A 17,848-nucleotide genomic window follows, 5' to 3' on the forward strand; every position below is an offset into this window, starting at 1 on the left:
CGAAAAGCTTTGCGCGTTGCGGCCGGCCGGCCTGTCGGACAAGCGCTTGAATCCTGTTTATTGCCTCCTTGCCGCCCGGCGGCGGCTGCGGCACACTGCCGCGCATGGCGACGCAGGATCCCCACGACGGGCACGAACACGGGCACAGCGACCTCGACGCGACCGAGCTGCGGGTGCGCGCCCTGCAGAGCATCCTCACGCAAAAGGGCTACATCGATCCGGCCGCCCTCGACGAAATCGTCGACACCTACCAGACCCGAATCGGCCCGCGCAACGGCGCGCGCGTGGTGGCCAAGGCCTGGTCGGACCCGGCGTTTCGCGAATGGCTGGAGCGCGATGCGTCCGCCGCGATCGCCTCGCTGGGATACACCGGCCGGCAGGGCGAGCACATGGTGGCGCTCTTCAGCACGCCGCAGGTGCACCACCTGGTCGTGTGCACGCTGTGCAGCTGCTATCCGTGGCCGGTGCTGGGCCTGCCGCCGGCCTGGTACAAGAGCGCGGCGTACCGCGCGCGGGCCGTGCGGGATCCTCGTGGGGTGCTCGCGGACTTCGGCGTGAGCTTGCCGCCCGGACAGGAGATCCGCGTCTGGGACTCCACGGCGGAAGTGCGCTACCTGGTCATTCCGCAGCGGCCGGCCGGCAGCGAAGTGCTCGCCGAGGACCAGCTCGCCGACCTGGTGACGCGCGACGCGATGATAGGCACCGGCCTGCCGCGCGCGCCGGCCGGCGTGGCGCCTTGACTCACTGGCCGATGGCCGTGCCGCCGGTGGCCGAACCCGCAGTCCCGGTGCCGGTGCTTGTCGTGGTCGTCCCGGTGGTGGTGGTGCCCGTGGTGGTCGTGGTGCTGGTCGTGCTCGGGGTGCTGGTATCGGGCGTGTTCGTGATCCCGGAAGACGGGCCGGTGGACACGTTCGGATTGCCGTTGCTCACGCACTCGGCCGCGCTGCCGGAGCAGGTGCCCGGGTTGCCCCCACCGCCGCCGCACGCGGCGAGCGCCACGGCGCAAAGCACCGCCGGAAAGATGAGTGCCAGGATTCGTTCTTGCATGCTTGCCTCCCGCGACGATTATGGTTCCCATTGGCGCGCTGCGTCCCCCGTGCCATCATTCCGCGCGCAAGGAGGTTGCCTGTGAGCTACACCACGCATGCCGATCTCGGTGGCGAACCGGGCTTGGGCCCGGTGCTGCCGCAAGCCGGGGAGCAGCTCTTTCACGAAGCATGGGAGCCCGCGGCACTGGCCATCGTGCTGGCGATGGGCGCGACGGCCAGCTGGAACATCGACATGAGCCGCTCGGCACGCGAGACGCTGCCCGCGTACCGAGCCCTCGCCTACTACCAGATCTGGCTGGCCGCCCTCGAACGATTGATGCTCGAACGCGGCCTGCTGCAAGCCGACGAACTCGCTGCGGGCCGCATGCTGCATCCGCCCGTGCCGGTCGCCCGCGTGCTGCACGCTGGCGATGTCGCGGCAACGCTCGCGCGGGGCTCGCCGACCACCCGGGACGAAGGACCGCCTGCGCACTTTCGCGTTGGCGACCCGGTGCGCACGCGCGCCGACGCGGTGCCGCATCACACGCGACTGCCCGCTTACGCGCGCGGCAAGGTGGGCACGGTGGAACGCGTGCACGGTCGCCACGTGTTCGCCGACACGCACGCGCATGGCCTGGGCGAACAGCCGCAGCCGCTGTACACCGTGGTGTTCGCCGGCAGCGAACTGTGGGGCGCCGACGCGGCGCCGGGACTGCGCGTCTCGATCGACGCCTGGCAGCCTTACCTGCAAGCCGCCTGAGCCAGGCCATGCCCTACACTGGGGCTGCACGGGAAAAGGGACATGGCCACCGCACCGATTCCGACACCGCAAGCCGCGCGGTGTCTGCACCCATCGAGCAGTGCGCCGCAGTTACGGCCTCAGTCGGCGAGCGCGCGGCGCAGGATGTCCGCTTCGTCGCGCATCATGTGCAGGCTGTGCGCAAAGGCGTCCCGTGCCGCGTCCTGGCCCACAGGCCCGGGCGGCAGCAACTTGTGCCGCGCCAGGGCCGCATCCAGCAGCCGCAGCGCCTGCCGCATCTCCGCCACATGGGAGCGTCGGCTGTGTTCACTTTCGGACATAGCTGCACTATAGATGAGGCCTGTCCGCTTTTAACGGCATGTGCACGTAAAAAGGGAATCGAAGATGGACAGTGTGCATTCGGATCTGCGGGCCAACCGCCTGCTCGCGATGCTGGACGACGCCACCCTGCACGCGGTGGCGGCACAGCTGGAGCCGGTGACACTGAGCTTGCGGCAGAACCTCTACGAAGAGCGCCAGACGATGACGCATGCCTGGTTCCCGGCCGAGGGCGTGCTGTCCATGCTGGGCGCCGCGTCCGCCGCGGACACGCCGGTCGAAGTCGGCACTATCGGCTCGGAAGGCATGCTGGGCGTGGCCGTTTTCCTGGGTGCGCAGGAGAGCCCGGGCACCGTGTTCGTGCAGGTGGAAGGCCGCGGCTGGCGCATGAGTGCACGGGCCCTGCGCGACTGCATCGAGGCGCACAGCGGTCTGCGCTTCGTGCTGCAGCGCTACACACACGCGTTGATGGTGCAGATCTCCCAGAGCACGGCGTGCAACCGCGCGCACAGCGTGGAACAGCGCTGCGCGCGCTGGCTGCTGGAGACGCACGACCGCGTGCGCGGCGACGTCTTCGACCTGACGCAGGAATTCCTGGGCCAAATGCTCGGCGAGCGGCGCGCCACCGTGAACCAGGTGGCCACCACGCTGCAGGAGCGCGGCCTGATCCGCTACATGCGCGGGCGCATCGAAGTCAGGGACCGGGCCGGCCTCGAGGCGCTTGCGTGCGGCTGCTACCGGTTTGTGCAGGAGGAGTTCGCGCGCGTCTTGCAGCGCGCCGCCTGAGCCTCATGGCCGCGCCACTCGAACTTCCCGGATTGCCGCGCGACGAGGCCGGCCCGGTGTTCCGTGCGCCGTGGCAGGCACAGGCTTTCGCGCTGGCATTGGCGCTGTACGAACACGGCCTCTTCACCTGGCCAGAGTGGGCGCAGGCGCTGGCCGATCGCATCCGCGCCGCGCCGGCGCAAGCGGCCGAGGACGCCGGGGATGCCTACTACCGGCAGTGGCTGGAAGCGCTGGAGGCCATCGTGGCCGTCAAGGGCGCGAGCTCGCCGGCGGAGCTGCAGCGCTACCAGCAGGCGTGGGACCATGCCGCCGACCGCACGCCGCACGGGCGGCCGATCGAATTGCGAACCTCCGACTTCCGCGACTCGCCCCAGGCGTCGGCAGCAACGCCGCTCAGTCCGCCAGCAAGCGGCTGAGCTCGGACGCCTCGGTCGAGACGTAGAGCGCGCATTTGCGGCGCGCCTCGTGGATCGCCACCTTGTGGCGTCCATGGAAGGCCACCACGCGGCCGTTGATGCGCGTCGGCGCGCGCATCGTCCACAGGGCATGCATCAGGTCGACGCGGCTGATCAGCAGCTCGGTCCAGGTGGTGGTCAGCCGCGGCAGTGTCTCCGCGAGCATCTGAATGCGGTCGAACCGTTCGGAGAGCTCGCGATACAGCTCTGGATCCCAGCGCAGCTCGAGCAGGCGGCGCAGTCCGCTCTCGTACGCCGCCAGCTCGGACCTCAGTTCGGACGCGATCGTGGCTTGCTCGGGCGAGTGGGAAGGAAACATGCGGTGCTCGGCTTTGGAAACGAAAGGCCACTTTACAGTTCCTACACAACAGCGCGCAAGGTGTCTCCTCCCGATGGGGGAGGGATGACGAATCGATACGGAAAACTTCCCGGTCCATGGCTCCGCGAGCGCCAGGCGCCGCGCTTCGCGCTGCCTGTGGCGCAGCGGCAGCATCACGCGCCTGCGAAGGCGGCGCTGAATGCCGCACAGAACGCGGCCGTGCCGGTGAGGGTCAACGTGAGCGTCACGCGCGGACTGCCGGTGCCCGCGTCGCGCAGTTCGATGGTGGCGCCGGCCTCGTCATAGCGCACAGCCAGCGGCGTGCTGAGTTCGCGCACACCGTCGAGGTGACAGTCCCATTCACCCCCTTCGTCCAGGTGTGCCGGTGCACCGAACAGAGCGTGGGCCCAGGCCAGCACCCGCGCGATCTCGGCCTGCAGAGCTGGCAGTCGAGGCTCGTCCACCGCGGCCATCGCGTCGAAGCTGCCATGGCCCTCCTCGTCATCGCTGTGATCGAATTCCAGATAGCTGAGCGGCTGCAAGGACATGCGCCGATCATAGGCACACCTCTTTACAGCGACGGCGGCGGCTGCGTGCTAGCTTGCGAGTGGGGAAGTTCCCGGGGAGACGCCATGGACCTCAACCTCCTGCTCACGGTGGCCATCATCCTGCTGCTGGCGGTGATCGCCGCGGCCGCGGTGATGCGGCGCCGCCGCTCGCGCCAACTGGCGCGCCGCTTCGGCCCCGAGTACGAGCGCACGGTGCAGGCGATGGGGCATCGCGGCCGCGCCGAGGCGGACCTGATGGCACGCGAGCAGCGCGTGCAGCAACTGGACATCGTGCCGCTGGCCGCGCACGAGGCACAGCGCTTCCGGATGGAGTGGCAGGGACTGCAGGCGCGCTTCGTCGACAGCCCCCGCAGCGCCGTCGCCGAGGCCGACCTGCTGGTGCGCGACGTGATGCTGCGCCGCGGTTACCCCATGGGCGACTTCGAGAGCCGCGCGGCCGATCTCTCGGTGGACCACCCGCAGGTGGTGGAGCATTACCGCGCGGCCCATGCGATCGCGCTCAGCGACCGCCAGGAGCACCAGGCCGACACCGAGGCCCTGCGCCAGGCGCTGGTGCACTATCGCGCGCTGTTCTCCGAACTGCTGGAAGTCACCGATGACACGGTGCCGCGCCGCCAGGACGGCCTGGAGCGCGCGCCGCAGCGCACCTTGCGTGGCAGCCAGCCGCCCGAACGCGCGCTCGCCCGCGACGAACCGGTCGCGCGCGAGCGCGAGCGCCGCAGCGCGCGATAGGCCTTACTGCACCGATGCGGGCGCGACCCACGTGTAGCCCAGCGCGGTGATCGCTTCGACCAGGCTGGTGAAATCCTGGAAGCCCGGCTGGCCCACGGCCGCCTCCAGCCAGAAGGGATGGAAGAAGAAGGACGCAAAGCCGTCGCGCACCGTCAGCGCGTACTGCGCGTTGCCGTAGATCTCCTGCCACGAGTAGTTGAAGTAGGAGCTCGGGTCGACGTTGCTGATGTCGTACTCGATGTTGCCCAGGCTTTCCGGCAGCACCCGCTGGCCGTAGTAATCGCGCTGGATCACGTACGGGAAGATCTGGCCGGCGGCGAAGTCCTTGCCCGGGTGCGGCGAGAAGTCCGGCCGGTCGGAGGTGAGGTACACCACGCGCTGGTAGGTCGTGCTGAACACCTGCGGCACGGCCTTCGACGCGAGCGACGAAGCGAAGTAATGCGGCGTCTCCCAGGCCACCGGGCTGTAGCCGCTCGCCTGCATCTCGGCGAGACCGGCGTTCAGCCGTCCCAGCGCCCAGGCCGTGGAATCCTCCGGCACCGGTGCGTTGTGCACGATGTCCCAGAACTCGTAGTCGTCGCCGCTGATGCCGCTCCAGGGATTCTTCTGGGCGGCGTACTGATGGGTGTAGCCGTGCATCACCAACTGCGCGCCGCGCGCGATGGCGTAGTTGACGGCGGTTCGCAGCGAGGTCGCCTGTGCCAGCGGGATGTCCTCCGGCGTGCCGTCGTTGGCCAGGCCCAGCGGATCCTTGTAGTGCGGGATCAGCGCGATCGAGAACGGCACGTGCTTGCCGAAGAGGTAGTCGCTCAGCTTCTTCATCGCCGGGACCGACACCTTCGCGTCCACGTCCTCCAGCCGCACCATGGCCTGGTGCGACTCGGCGTGCGGGATGCCCATCATGTCGTGCAGCAGGTCGGCGATCACGAGGTAGCGGTCGCGCGGGCCGATGTAGCTGAAAGGCATGTCCGCCACGTACCAGAAGTTGCCCGCGCGCACGACGTAGGGCGCGCGCTCGCGCGTGGCCGCATTGGTGATGCTGACCAGCGCCGTGGCCTTGGTCGCATCGGCAATGGTGGTCACGCCCAGGTCGGGATCGGCGGCGACCTGGTTGGTCGGGGCGTCGTAGGCGTAGTACTTGACGAAGTCGCGGCCCTTGTAGCTCACCGTGTCGAAGAAGCCGGGCGCGGGCGCGGACGCGGTCGGCGCCGCATTCAGGCCGCGCAGCGCGCTGAAGGAAAAGCCGCGGTTCTGCGCGAACGCGTACTGCGGGTCGCTGGCCAGCTCCCACAGGTTGTACTTGAACCAGACCAGCGTGCGCGTGGTGGTGGCTGCATCGGCGAGGAAGGCGGCGGGGATCGGGTTGTTGTACGCCGCACCGAGATAGAAGGTGGCCGCATAGGACTGCATGCGACCCGCGGTGTATTGCTGCACCGGCAGCAGGTCGACCTGCGCATCGAAGTGCCCCAGCAGGTTGCGCAGCATCACCGCATAGGAGAAGCCGAGCTTCTCCCATTCGGAGCCCGCGGGCGCATCGAACAGCACCAGCGTGCGCGGTCCGGTGCCGGGGGAAGACACGGCGAGCGAGGTGGTGCCGGACGTGGGGCCCGTGGCCAGCGTCGAACCGCTGGGCGCCGGCGTGCTGCCGACCGTGCCGGCACCGGTGCCCGTGACGGCGGGCGAAGGCAGCGCGCCGCTGGCGTTCGCGCTCGTGCTCGTGCTCGTGCTCGTGCCGACCGTGATGGTGCCGCCCGCGCCGGCGATGCCGCCGCCGCTGGCGAATCCGCCGGTGCCGGCCGCGCCCGCGCTGCCGGTGTCGGCGGCAGACCCGGAAACGGTGCTGCCCGAACTGCCCGCGGCGGCACTGCCGTTGCTTGCGGCCGTGGCTGCCGCACCGCCTCCACCGCCGCCGCCACATGCGCTCAGGGCGGCGGCGAACAGCAGTGCTACCAGGGTGGCATGGGATCGTTTCATCGGCGACTTCTCTGTAGGTGACGAGGCAATTTAGTTTTTGTTGCACGCCGCCGGGCCACACGCGCTTCCTGTGCGGCTGTAGGACCATTTCCCCGGGTTGCTCCGCTTCCTGCCGCCGTGCGACGCGGCTGAGGCACGCGCGCTAAGGCACCAGCGGCAGGCGCACCGTGAAGATCGCGCCGGCGCCCGGGCCCGGGCTGTGCGCCACGATCGCGCCGCCGTGCAGTTCGACGAGCCGCTTGACCAGCCACAGCCCGATGCCCAGGCCGCTCTGGTCGCCGTGGTGCGGCCCATGGCCCTGCGCGAACAGCCCGAAGATGTCCGGCAGCACATCGGCCGCGATACCGTTGCCGTTGTCGGCAACCTCGATGACCGCCTCCTCACTTGCCACGTGCGCGCGCACGGTGATGCGGCCGCCCGCGGGCGTGTAGCGCACCGCGTTGCTCACGAGGTTGGAGAACACCTGCGCCAGCCGCGTGAGGTCCCCCTTGAGCGGCACCGGCGCCGAGGGTAGTTCGACGGCCAGCGTGTGGCGCGCTGCCCGGATCGCCGGTTCGCAGGTGTCGATCGCCTCGGCGACCACCTGGTCGAGCGTGAGCGCCTGCAGCCGCAGTTCCAGCTTGCCGCGACTCACGCGCGAGACATCGAGCAGGTCGTCGACCAGCCGCACCATGTGCGTCATCTGGCGCTCCATCATGTCGCGCGTGCGGGCGGCGGCCGGCGGCAGTCCGCCGACCCGGCGCAGGATCTCGAGCCCGGTGCGAATGGGTGCCAGCGGGTTGCGCAGTTCGTGGGCCAGCGTGGCGATGAATTCGTCCTTGCGGCGATCGGCCTCCACGACGTCCGTGATGTCGGTCGACACACCGCACACCGCAAAGGCGAGCCCACTCTCGTCGTACAGCGGGAACCGGCTGGAGCGGAAAGTGACCGGCTGGCCGGCGAGCAGCACGCGCTCCTGCGCCAGCAGCGGCTCGCCGGTCGCGAGCACCTTGCGGTCGTTCTCGGCCAGCAGCGCCGCGGCCTCGGCACCGAAGATGTCGGCGTCGGTCACGCCCTTCGCCTGCTCCGCGGAGAGGCCGTGCAGGCTGCGCCAGGCCTGGTTGGACAGGATGTAGCGGCCCTGCAGGTCCTTGGCATACACCAGCGCGCCGGCGCCTTCGATCACCGATTGCGCCAGCCTCTGGGCGGCCCGCAACTGGCGCTGCGCCAGCATCTCGGTGGTGACGTCGCGCGCGGCGCAGATGCCGCGTTCCGGTTGCAGCACGCCGTCGACGAGGGCGAACACGATCTGCAGCCGGATGTGCAGCCAGCGCACCTCGCCGCTCGGAAGCAGCGCGCGCACGTCGATGGCCAGGTGGCCGTTGCCGCCCGGGTCGAGCGTGCGCGCTATGCCTTCAAGATAACGGGCGCGGTCGTCCGGGTGGACCCGGTCGAAGATCGCCTGGCGCGGCACCACCGTGGGCCCGTCGCCCAGTTCGAGCAGGCGCGCGAGTTCGGCGGAGATGTGGTTGAGGTTGGTGCGGTAGTCGATCTCCGCCATCACCAGGCCGGCGGCCTGCACGCCCATCTCCAGCATCAGGCGCGTGGCCTCGCGCTGCGCCTCGTCGATCTTGCGCTGCGTGACATCGCGCCCGATCCCGAGCAGGCCCACGATGCTGCCGGCCGCATCGCGCAGCGGCATCTTGCGCACGTGCCAGTGCCGCACCGTGCCGTCGGGCCGCATCAGCGCTTGCTCGAAGTCGGCACCCTCGCCGCACTCCAGCACGCGGCGGTCCTGGGCCATCGCGCGCAGCGCAAAGGCTGCATCGGCCTGGACCTCGTCGTCACGGCGCCCCAGCAAGTCCTCGGCGCGGCGGCCGATGGCCGCCAGGGCCGCGGGATTGGCGTACTGGTAGCGGCCCTCGCTGTCCTTGGCGAAGATGGCGTCGTCGGTCGCGTCGGCAATGGCCCGTGCCAGCAGGCCGGCGTCCGTGAACAGGCTGGGCGTCGCGGTCACAGGTATTCCTTCGGGCAGCGCCGCCGCGCGCCTGCGCGCCCCGGCTGCGGCACGACGCCCGTCAGCCGCCGCTGTCGGCGCAGCGCGCGCGGATCAGCTCGAGCAGCGCGTTGATTTCCACCGGCTTGACCAGGTGGTGGTCGAAGCCGGCATCGTGCGCCGCCTGCACGTCCTGCGGCTGGCCGAAGCCCGTGATGGCGATCACCGTGCGGGCCGCTCCATCGGCCTGCTCCCGGATACGCCGGCAGGTGTCGTAGCCGCTCAATCCGGGCATGCCGATGTCCAGCAGCACCAGTTGCGGATTGAAGCTCGCGAGCAGTTGCAGCGCCGACTCGCCGTCGTTCACCCGCTGCACCGTGTGACCCATCACTTCGAGCAGCAGCGACATCGTCTCGGCGGCATCGCGGTTGTCGTCGGCCACCAGGATGCGCAGGTTGCCTTCGGCGGAGAGCGCGGGGGAATTCATGGCCGCAGTGTCCTCCTGCGCGTCCGCGTGCGCAACCGCCAGCGGCAGGCGCACGACGAAGTGGCTGCCCCGGCCCGGGCCTTCGCTGTCGGCGCGGATATTGCCGCCATGCAGTTCGACCAGCTTGCGGGTCAGGGCCAGGCCGATCCCGAGGCCGCCGCGCGCGCGGCTCAGGGCCGGCTCTTCCTGCGAGAACATCTCGAACACGCTTTCCAGCCGGTGCGGCGGAATGCCGATACCGCTGTCGCGCACCGTCAGGAGGGCATGGCCGCCCTCGCTGACCACGCGCAGTTCGATCTGCCCGCCCGGATCGGTGTACTTCGCTGCATTGGACAGCAGGTTCATGAAGACCTGCGCCAGCCGCGCCCGGTCGGCATGCAGCAACAGCTTGCACGGGGGCTGCAGCACGGTCAGCTTGTGGCCGGCGCCGTCGATCTGCGGCTGGATGGTTTCCAGCGCATCGGCCAGCACCTCGTCGAGCGCCACCAGAGCACTGCGCAGCTCGATGCGGCCCTGGTTGATGCGGCTGATGTCCATCAGGTCGTCGATCAGGCGGCGCATCGCGGTGACCTGCCGGTCGATCACGTCCGAGGCCCACTGCACATCGGGGGTCGCCGGGCCGCGCAACTTGAGGAAGTGGATCGCGTTGCGCACGGGCGCCAGCGGATTGCGCAGCTCGTGCGCGAGGGTCGCCAGGAATTCGTCCTTGCGCCGGTTCGCATCGCGCAGGAGCGCCTCGCTTTCCTGCAGCTTCAGCGTGCGCTCGGTCACGCGCTGGTCGAGCGATTCGTTCAGCTCCGACAGGCGCGCCTCGGCGCGGCGGCGCTCGGCCACTTCGGCCAGCAGCAGGCGGTTGGCGCGTTCGACCTCGCGGCTCTTCTTGTTCAACTCGGCGAACACCGACACCTTGGAGCGCAGCACGGCTGGATTGACCGGCTTGTGCAGGTAGTCCACCGCGCCGGTGCCGTAGCCCTCCAGCACGTGCTGGTCCTCGTTGTAGTAGGCGGTGAGGAAGATGATCGGGATCCGCGCGGTCTTCTTGCGCTCCTTGACCATCTGCGCCAGCTCGAAGCCCGTCATCCCCGGCATGCGCACGTCCAGCACCAGCACGGCGAACTCGTCGGCCATCAGGGCCAGCAGGGCCTCTTCGCCCGAGGTCGCGCGCACCAGGCGGTAGCTCGGGTCGTCGAGGACGGACTCCAGCACCGCGAGATTCCTCGGCTCGTCGTCGACGATGAGGATGTTGACCGTATTGGTGTCGAGGGGAGTCATCGTTTTCACCGGAACAGCCAGACCCGCATCAGCGACAGCAGCTGGTCGGTGTTGACCGGCTTGGAAATGTAATCGCTGGCGCCCGCTTCGAGGCACTTCTCACGGTCGCCCTTCATCGCCTTGGCGGTCAGGGCCAGGATCGGCAAGGTGCGGAAGGCGGGCTCCTTGCGGATCTCGCGCATGGTTTCGTAGCCGTCCATCTCCGGCATCATGATGTCCATCAGCACCATCTCGAGCTCGGGCGTGCTCTTGATCAGCTCGATCGCCTGCCGGCCGTTGGTGGCGCTGATCACCTGCACGTCGTGGTTCTCCAGCACCGAGGTCAGGGCGAAGATGTTGCGGGCGTCGTCGTCGACCACCAGCACCTTGCGGCCATGCAGCACCTCCGAGGAGTTGTGCAGCCGCTCCAGCATCGCCTGCTTCTCGGAAGGCAGTTGCGTCACCACGCGGTGCAGGAACAGCGCCGTCTCGTCGAGCAGGCGCTCGGGCGACTGCACGTCCTTGAGCACGATGCTCTTGGCCATGCTGTTCAGGCGGTCCTGTTCGGCCTGGCTCAGGTCCTTGCCGGTGAACACCACCACCGGCACGCCCGAGAGTTGCTGCTCGCTGCGCATGTGCTCGAGCAGATCGAAGCCGCTCATGTCCGGCAGCCGCAGGTCCAGCACCACGCAGTCGAAGGGCTGCTTGCGCATCGCGGTGAGCGCCGCGTCGCCGCTGCCGGCGGTGGCAATGTCGATGTCGTCGTAGCCCAGGAGTTCGACCACGGCGTCGCGCTCGACCTCGTTGTCCTCCACCACCAGCAGGCGCTTGGTGCGCGGCAGGGTGAATTCCTTCAGGCGGTCGAAGGCGGCTTCCAGGCCGGCGGTGGTCGGCTCCTTCAGCAGGTAGTTGAAGGCGCCGTGCGAGAGGCCGTGCTGGCGCTCTTCTTCCATCGTCACGATCTGCACGGGGATGTGCCGCAGCGCCGGGTCCAGCTTCAGCTGGTTCAGCACGGTCCATCCCAGCATGTCGGGCAGGAAGATGTCCAGCGAGATCGCCGAGGGCCGGTACTGGCGCGCCAGCGACAGGCCGATCGCGCCCTTGTTGGCCACCAAGCCCTTGAAGCCCTTGTCGCGCGCCAGTCCCAGCAGGATGCGGGCGTAGTGCGGGTCGTCCTCGATCACCAGCAGCACCGGGTCGCCGGGCACGATGGTTTCGCGATCGTCGGGGATGTGCTCCTCGCGCGCCACCGGCAGCGTGATGATGGTGGTCTCCGGTGCCTTGGACTTGCACGCCGAGACCGTGGCCGCGTCCGGGCCCGAGTAGTGCAGCGGCAGGTAGAGCGTAAAGGTGCTGCCCTGGCCCGGAATGCTGGTCAGCCTGATTTCGCCACCCAGCAGGATCGCCAGTTCGCGCGAGATCGCCAGGCCCAGGCCGGTGCCGCCGTACTTGCGCGAGGTGCCGGCGTCCGCCTGCTGGAAGGCTTCGAAGATCAGGCGCTGCTTTTCCGGCGGCACGCCGATGCCGGTGTCTTCCACCGTGAAGGCGACCACGTTCGGCGCCTGGCTCAGGACCGGGTGGTCGTTGCTCCAGCCGCCTTGCGCCAGGCCCACGCGCACCTGCACGTGGCCGTGCGAGGTGAACTTCACGGCATTGGACAACAGGTTCTTCAAGATCTGCTGCAGGCGCTTGGCATCGCTGTCCATCGTGCGCGGCAGGTCGTCCGCGAACTCCAGCCGGAACGGCAGGTTCTTCTGCTCGGCGACGTGCCGGAAGTTGCGGTCCAGGCTTTCGCGCAGGCCCATGAAGGGGATTTCCTCGATGTCCACCGTCACCGTGCCGGACTCGATCTTGGACAGGTCCAGGATGTCGTTGATCAGGTTCAGCAGGTCGGAGCCCGAGGAGTTGATGTTGCGCGAGAACTCCACCTGCTTGCCGCTCAGGTTGCCGGCGCTGTTCTCGGCCAACTGCTGCGACAGGATCAGGATCGAGTTGAGCGGCGTGCGCAGCTCGTGCGACATGTTGGCCAGGAACTCGGACTTGTACTTGGAGGTGAGCGCCAGTTCCGAGGCCTTCTCTTCCAGCGCGCGGCGGGCCTGTTCCACCTCGGTGTTCTTGCGCTCCACCTCGGCGTTCTGTTCGGCCAGCAGCCGTGCCTTGTTCTGCAGTTCCTCGTTGGTCTGCTGCAGTTCGGTCTGGCGGGCCTGCAGTTCCACGGTCAGCTGTTGCGACTGCTTGAGCAGGCCCTCGGTCCGCATGGTCGCCTCGATCGTGTTGAACACGGCGCCTATGCCCAGGGCGAGCTGGTCGAGGAAGTTGAGGTTCACCGCCGTGAAGGGCTGCAGCGAGGCGAGCTCGATCACCGCCTTGGTCTGCTGCTCGTACAGCACCGGCAGGACGACGACACTGAGCTTGGCCGCCTCGCCCAGGCTGGAGGAGATCCTCACGTATTCGGCCGGCACGTCGGTCAGCAGGATGCGCCGGTTCTGCAGCGCGCATTCGCCCACCAGCCCCTCGCCCAGGCAGATCTTCTCGGACAGCGGCACGCTGCCGGATTGCGCATAGGTGGCCAGCACCACCAGCTCGCCGTCGGAGTCGTCGGCGATGTTGCTGTGGTAGATGCTCCCCTGGTGCGCGTTGATCAGCGGCGCAAGCTCCGACAGCAGCATCTTGCCCACCGTGTTCAGGTCGCGCTGACCTTGCAGCATGCCGGTGAAGCGCGCAAGGTTGGTCTTCAGCCAGTCCTGCTCGCGGTTCGATTCCGTGGTCTCCCGCAGGTTGGAGATCATGGTGTTGATGTTGTCCTTGAGCTCGGACACTTCGCCCTTGGCATCCACCTGGATCGAACGCGTCAGGTCGCCCTTGGTCACGGCCGTCGCCACTTCGGCAATGGCGCGCACCTGGGTCGTGAGGTTGGCGGCCAGCAGGTTCACGTTGCCGGTCAGGTCCTTCCAGGTGCCCGCGGCGCCCGGCACGTTGGCCTGGCCGCCCAGGCGTCCGTCCACGCCCACCTCACGCGCAACGTTCGTCACCTGGTCGGCAAAGGTGGCCAGCGTGTCCGTCATGTTGTTGATGGTGTCGGCCAGCGCCGCCACCTCGCCCTTGGCCTGCACCGTGAGACGCTGGCTCAGGTTGCCGTTGGCCACCGCGGTCACCACCTTCACGATGCCGCGCACCTGCTCCGTGAGGTTGGAGGCCATGAAGTTGACGTTGTCGGTCAGGTCCTTCCAGGTCCCGCCGACGCCGCCCACCTGCGCCTGGCCCCCGAGCTTGCCCTCGGTGCCCACTTCGCGGGCCACGCGCGTGACTTCGCCGGCGAAGGAGTTCAGCTGGTCGACCATCGTGTTGATGGTGTTCTTCAGCTCCAGGATCTCGCCCTTCACGTCCACCGTGATCTTGCGGTTCAGGTCGCCGCGCGCCACGGCCGTCGTCACTTCCGCGATGTTGCGCACCTGCGAGGTGAGGTTGGCGCCCATCGTGTTGACCGAGTCGGTCAGGTCCTTCCAGGTACCGGCCACGCCAGGCACCACGGCCTGCACGCCGAGGCGCCCTTCGGTCCCCACTTCACGCGCCACGCGCGTCACTTCGGAAGCGAAGCTGCGCAGCTGCTCCACCATCGTGTTGATGGTTTCCTTCAACTGGAGAATTTCGCCGCGGACGTCGACGGTGATCTTCTTGGAGAGGTCGCCGTTGGCCACGGCGATCGTCACTTCGGCGATGTTGCGAACCTGGTTGGTGAGGTTCGAGGCCATCGAGTTGACGTTGTCGGTCAGGTCCTTCCACGTGCCGGCGACACCGGGCACCATGGCCTGGCCACCGAGCTTGCCTTCGGAGCCCACCTCGCGCGCCACCCGCGTCACTTCCGAGGCGAAGGCCGAGAGCTGGTCCACCATCGTGTTGATGGTTTCCTTCAGCTGCAGGATCTCGCCCTTCACGTCCACCGTGATCTTGCGGCCCAGGTCGCCGCGGGCGATGGCCGTGGCCACGTCGGCGATGTTGCGCACCTGGCCGGTGAGGTTGTTGGCCATGGAGTTGACGTTGTCCGTCAAGTCCTTCCACGTGCCCGCGACACCCGGCACCTGCGCCTGGCCACCGAGCTTGCCTTCGGTGCCCACCTCGCGCGCCACGCGCGACACTTCGGCCGCGAAGGCGTTCAGCTGGTCCACCATGGTGTTGATGGTTTCCTTCAGCTCCAGGATTTCACCGCGGACGTCCACGGTGATCTTCTTGGAGAGGTCGCCGTTGGCGACGGCGATGGTCACCTCGGCGATGTTGCGCACCTGGGCGGTGAGGTTCGAGGCCATCGAGTTCACCGACTCGGTGAGGACCTTACACACCCCGGTCACCTCGACCACCTGGGCCTGGCCACCCAGTTTGCCGTCGGTGCCCACCTCGCGCGCCACCCGCGTCACCTCGGAGGTGAACACCGACAGCTGCTTGATCATCGTGTTGACGATGGTCGCGGAGCGCAGGAACTCGCCCTTGAGCGGTCGCCCGTCGACATCCAGCGGCATGGTCTGCAGGAGGTCGCCCTTGGCGACCGCGGAGATGGTGCGGGTCACCTGGGTGGTGGGCCACACCAGGTCGTCGATCAGGGTATTGACCGACTCCTCCATGTCGCCCCAGGCCCCATTGGCGAGACCTATGCGCACCCGGGTCTTGGTCTTCCCCTCGCGGCCGACCACCTCGCCCACCCGCTCGAGTTGCTGGGCCATGCGCTCGTTGGCGGCGACGATATCGTTGAAGGTGTCGGCGATCCGTCCGGCGAGGCCGCTCTCGTGGCTGGGCAGGCGCACGGAAAAGTCGCCCTGGCGCATGGCCTGCAGCGCTTCCAGCAACTGATTGAGATCCAGGACCCGGCCGAGCGGCGGCCCATCCGGCTCCGGCTCACGCTCGCCCCCGAAGGAACGGCCGACATCCGAATCGGCGAGATCAGCAAGCGTGGCCGCTTCGGAAGAAGTCATGAAAGCACCGCTTGTAAAAGAGGAACGCCAGTTGCGGTTTGCCGCTTCGGACGCGGTTGTTCAAGCGCGGCCCGGGAACCGAAACCCGGACCTCGGAGTTTCCGCTGAAAAGCGCACGTGTCCAGTCGCATGTCGCCCCGACGGTTTTCGCCCCTAGCGTCGCCAACGCGCGGCGCCCGGTAGGGTTCCGCCGGAATTCCGCCGGCTCCCCCTCCGCAGCCGGAAAGCTCTGAAAAGACAATGGCATTGTCAATAGTCGGGACGGGACTTATAATGCGATTCCTGACTCAACAGCTGAAAGGAGGTGATCCAGTGTCTCATTGTCTCCAACCGCGGTCGCAAGCGACCTGGAGCCTGATGACGGAGGCTCGCGCCTGACGGCGTCTTGACGCTCAAAGGACAAGGTCTCGGCTTCTCGCTTCATCAGCGAAAACGCCGCGGTCACGACGATGGAGGGGCCGTCCCAGCGATGGGGCGGCCCCTCGCTTTGTTGGGGTAGGGCGCGACGGATGCCAGGGCGCCGGAGCTGATTCAGCCGGCAGGTTTTGGCGGCATTTGGCAGGCGCGTGGCTGGTAAACGGAACGATTTGCCCGGCGTTTGGGGCTGCCGGAAGCGTCCTTCTTGGGGTTCGCCGCGCTGAAATCGCTTGTCAAAGTCCTCCAAGCACGCTCCCGCAGCCCACAGGCCAGCCCCTGTCCCTTGTTTAGCTGTCTCACCCAAGGGGTGCGGTCCAGGTCGAAATTCACCGTTGATCACCGTTGATGCGGTGATGGCGGCAGGTCGGCCGGGGCGGAAGCATCGGGCATGGGGGGAACGGCGCTCAACGTCGTCAAGCGGCGGTAGATTAACACGATATTTGCATTTTGTCAATTGCAACCCGGCTACCGTGTCGAGAGCACGTGAAGATGTCCGCTTTTCGTAGCTCATCAAATGTCCGCTGCTTGTAGTAGCTGTGCCTGTGGGGTTGTGGGCGAGGCGTAGCGTCGTCCACAAATCCACAGGCGGCCGCCGAGCGGACCTAGGCGGCTGATTGTCGTGATGCCTCCTCGGTGATCAGGGCCCCGTCGGCGGTGTAGTCGGCCAGCCGGCGTGGCCCGTGGAAGATCGCCAAGTCGCCGTCGGCGTACTGTCGCACCTCGACGGCGGCGCGCACGTAGTGGCGCCGGTGGCGTTGTTCGGGAATTTGCAGATTGAGAGAGTGGAAGCGCACGCAGTTGTCGTTGCTCACCGTCCGCGCGTGCTTCGAGCACAGCATGCCGGCCAGGTCGCCGACGAAGGGCACGAAGGCCGTGCCTTCCTCGGCGGCCGCCACGGCGAACCTGGCGTTGTGGTCGGCCATGTATGTCTCGGCCAGAAAGCGGTTGGCCGCCTCGATCGTGCGGGTCTCCTCGAGCCGCAGGACCTGCGGCAGCCGCCCCTGCAAGGTCCCCCAGAGCCGCTCCATCCGGCCCCGCGCCTCGGGGCTGTAGGAGGGAATGTGCTCTATGCCCAGCTCGGACAGAGCGCGGCCCACCTGGGTCAGGGAGTCCTTGGAGACCTTCTCCCCGGCCTTGGGCGTCAGGAAGTAGTGGCTCCCGCGATCGGTGTAGAAGGTCGAGAACAGGCCCTTCTTGCCGATCGTCTCGGCCAGGCCGCGGAACGTCGAGGCCGTCCCTTCCTGCTCGACCAGGAACATCGAGTAGACCTCGCTGGTGGCGTCATCCATCGTCACGATCAGGTCTAGCGACGGCTGCCCGACCAGCCACTCGTGCGTCGAGCCGTCCTGGAACAGCATCATCCCCGGCAATGGCCGCCGCGGCCGCTTCTTGCGATGTGCAGAGCGCCCCAGGGCCTTCTTCACCAGGCCCGCCCGCTGCAACACCGCCTTGGTCCAGGTGTAGCCGTACTCGAAACCCCGCTTCGATATCTCCTCGTGAAAGTGCTTCACCGTGAAGTCGAAGTACCGCATCACATAGGTCTCGATCAGCCAATCCGTCCGGTCCTGCGGCGCCTTGCGAATCGACACACGGCCCCTGCGCCGATCGATGACCCCTCCAGGCCCGTCCTCCTCGTAGCGGTCCCGCAAGCGACGGAAATGTCGCTCGCTTATCCCCAGCAGCTCCGCCGCCTCCACGCAGCTTACCGCCCCCGCCCTGTAACGCCCGATCGCCTCCACGATCCGCGCCATCCGTACCTCCGCATGCATGCGATCCCTCCGGCCGAAACCGGACAAATCGTCTGCTACGAAAA

14 protein-coding genes are annotated in these 17,848 nt (G+C 68.0%); 5 read left to right on the forward strand and 9 right to left on the reverse strand.

Annotated features, from left to right (window positions below; translation table 11 throughout):
- Window positions 1-104 precede the first annotated feature (104 nt).
- Window positions 105-740, forward strand: a complete 636-nt coding sequence (gene nthA, locus JWP60_RS17560; protein WP_299794235.1) for a nitrile hydratase subunit alpha — start codon at window positions 105-107, stop codon at window positions 738-740.
- A 1-nt stretch (window position 741) separates the two neighbouring features.
- On the opposite strand, the gene JWP60_RS17565 is transcribed toward nthA, so the two are convergent.
- On the reverse strand, window positions 742-1,047 hold the full coding sequence (locus JWP60_RS17565) for a hypothetical protein (RefSeq protein ID WP_299794238.1): 306 nt from the start codon (window positions 1,045-1,047) through the stop codon (window positions 742-744).
- 81 nt (window positions 1,048-1,128) lie between these two features.
- Between JWP60_RS17565 and nthB the strand changes: the two genes are divergently transcribed.
- Window positions 1,129-1,788: a nitrile hydratase subunit beta gene (gene nthB / locus JWP60_RS17570; protein WP_299794241.1), complete on the forward strand. Its 660-nt coding sequence runs from the start codon at window positions 1,129-1,131 to the stop codon at window positions 1,786-1,788.
- A gap of 119 nt (window positions 1,789-1,907) precedes the next feature.
- On the opposite strand, the gene JWP60_RS17575 is transcribed toward nthB, so the two are convergent.
- Window positions 1,908-2,108, reverse strand: a complete 201-nt coding sequence (locus JWP60_RS17575; protein ID WP_299794243.1) for a hypothetical protein — start codon at window positions 2,106-2,108, stop codon at window positions 1,908-1,910.
- Between the two features lie 64 nt (window positions 2,109-2,172).
- Here JWP60_RS17575 and JWP60_RS17580 point away from each other — a divergent pair, with 64 nt between their 5' ends.
- Window positions 2,173-2,892 carry a Crp/Fnr family transcriptional regulator gene (locus JWP60_RS17580; protein ID WP_299794245.1) on the forward strand — a complete coding sequence of 240 codons (720 nt, stop codon included), beginning with the start codon at window positions 2,173-2,175 and terminating at the stop codon, window positions 2,890-2,892.
- Between the two features lie 5 nt (window positions 2,893-2,897).
- The gene (locus JWP60_RS17585; protein ID WP_299794247.1) at window positions 2,898-3,308 is read left to right on the forward strand and encodes a nitrile hydratase accessory protein; all 411 of its coding nucleotides are present in this window, start codon (window positions 2,898-2,900) and stop codon (window positions 3,306-3,308) included.
- On the opposite strand, the gene JWP60_RS17590 is transcribed toward JWP60_RS17585, so the two are convergent.
- Complete coding sequence (locus JWP60_RS17590; protein WP_299794249.1) at window positions 3,286-3,666, reverse strand: hypothetical protein; 381 nt, start codon at window positions 3,664-3,666, stop codon at window positions 3,286-3,288. The genes JWP60_RS17585 and JWP60_RS17590 overlap by 23 nt on opposite strands.
- A gap of 173 nt (window positions 3,667-3,839) precedes the next feature.
- The gene (locus JWP60_RS17595) at window positions 3,840-4,214 is read right to left on the reverse strand and encodes a hypothetical protein (RefSeq protein WP_299794252.1); all 375 of its coding nucleotides are present in this window, start codon (window positions 4,212-4,214) and stop codon (window positions 3,840-3,842) included.
- An 84-nt stretch (window positions 4,215-4,298) separates the two neighbouring features.
- Here JWP60_RS17595 and JWP60_RS17600 point away from each other — a divergent pair, with 84 nt between their 5' ends.
- Window positions 4,299-4,967: a hypothetical protein gene (locus tag JWP60_RS17600; RefSeq protein WP_299794255.1), complete on the forward strand. Its 669-nt coding sequence runs from the start codon at window positions 4,299-4,301 to the stop codon at window positions 4,965-4,967.
- A gap of 3 nt (window positions 4,968-4,970) precedes the next feature.
- Here JWP60_RS17600 and JWP60_RS17605 read toward each other — a convergent pair whose 3' ends face one another.
- The 5 genes from JWP60_RS17605 to JWP60_RS17625 form a co-directional block, all read right to left on the reverse strand.
- Window positions 4,971-6,941 carry a DUF2334 domain-containing protein gene (locus JWP60_RS17605; RefSeq protein WP_299794257.1) on the reverse strand — a complete coding sequence of 657 codons (1,971 nt, stop codon included), beginning with the start codon at window positions 6,939-6,941 and terminating at the stop codon, window positions 4,971-4,973.
- A 142-nt stretch (window positions 6,942-7,083) separates the two neighbouring features.
- On the reverse strand, window positions 7,084-8,937 hold the full coding sequence (locus tag JWP60_RS17610) for a PAS domain-containing protein (RefSeq protein ID WP_299794259.1): 1,854 nt from the start codon (window positions 8,935-8,937) through the stop codon (window positions 7,084-7,086).
- Between the two features lie 61 nt (window positions 8,938-8,998).
- Complete coding sequence (locus JWP60_RS17615) at window positions 8,999-10,675, reverse strand: response regulator (protein WP_299794261.1); 1,677 nt, start codon at window positions 10,673-10,675, stop codon at window positions 8,999-9,001.
- Window positions 10,676-10,680: 5 nt separating this feature from the next.
- Window positions 10,681-15,618, reverse strand: a complete 4,938-nt coding sequence (locus JWP60_RS17620) for a HAMP domain-containing protein (protein WP_299794263.1) — start codon at window positions 15,616-15,618, stop codon at window positions 10,681-10,683.
- 1,019 nt (window positions 15,619-16,637) lie between these two features.
- Window positions 16,638-17,848, reverse strand: a 1,211-nt coding sequence (locus JWP60_RS17625) for an ISNCY family transposase (protein ID WP_299794265.1), incomplete at its 5' end; no start/stop codon positions are given.

The organism is Ramlibacter sp., from assembly GCF_028291745.1.
Taxonomy (GTDB): domain Bacteria; phylum Pseudomonadota; class Gammaproteobacteria; order Burkholderiales; family Burkholderiaceae_C; genus Ramlibacter.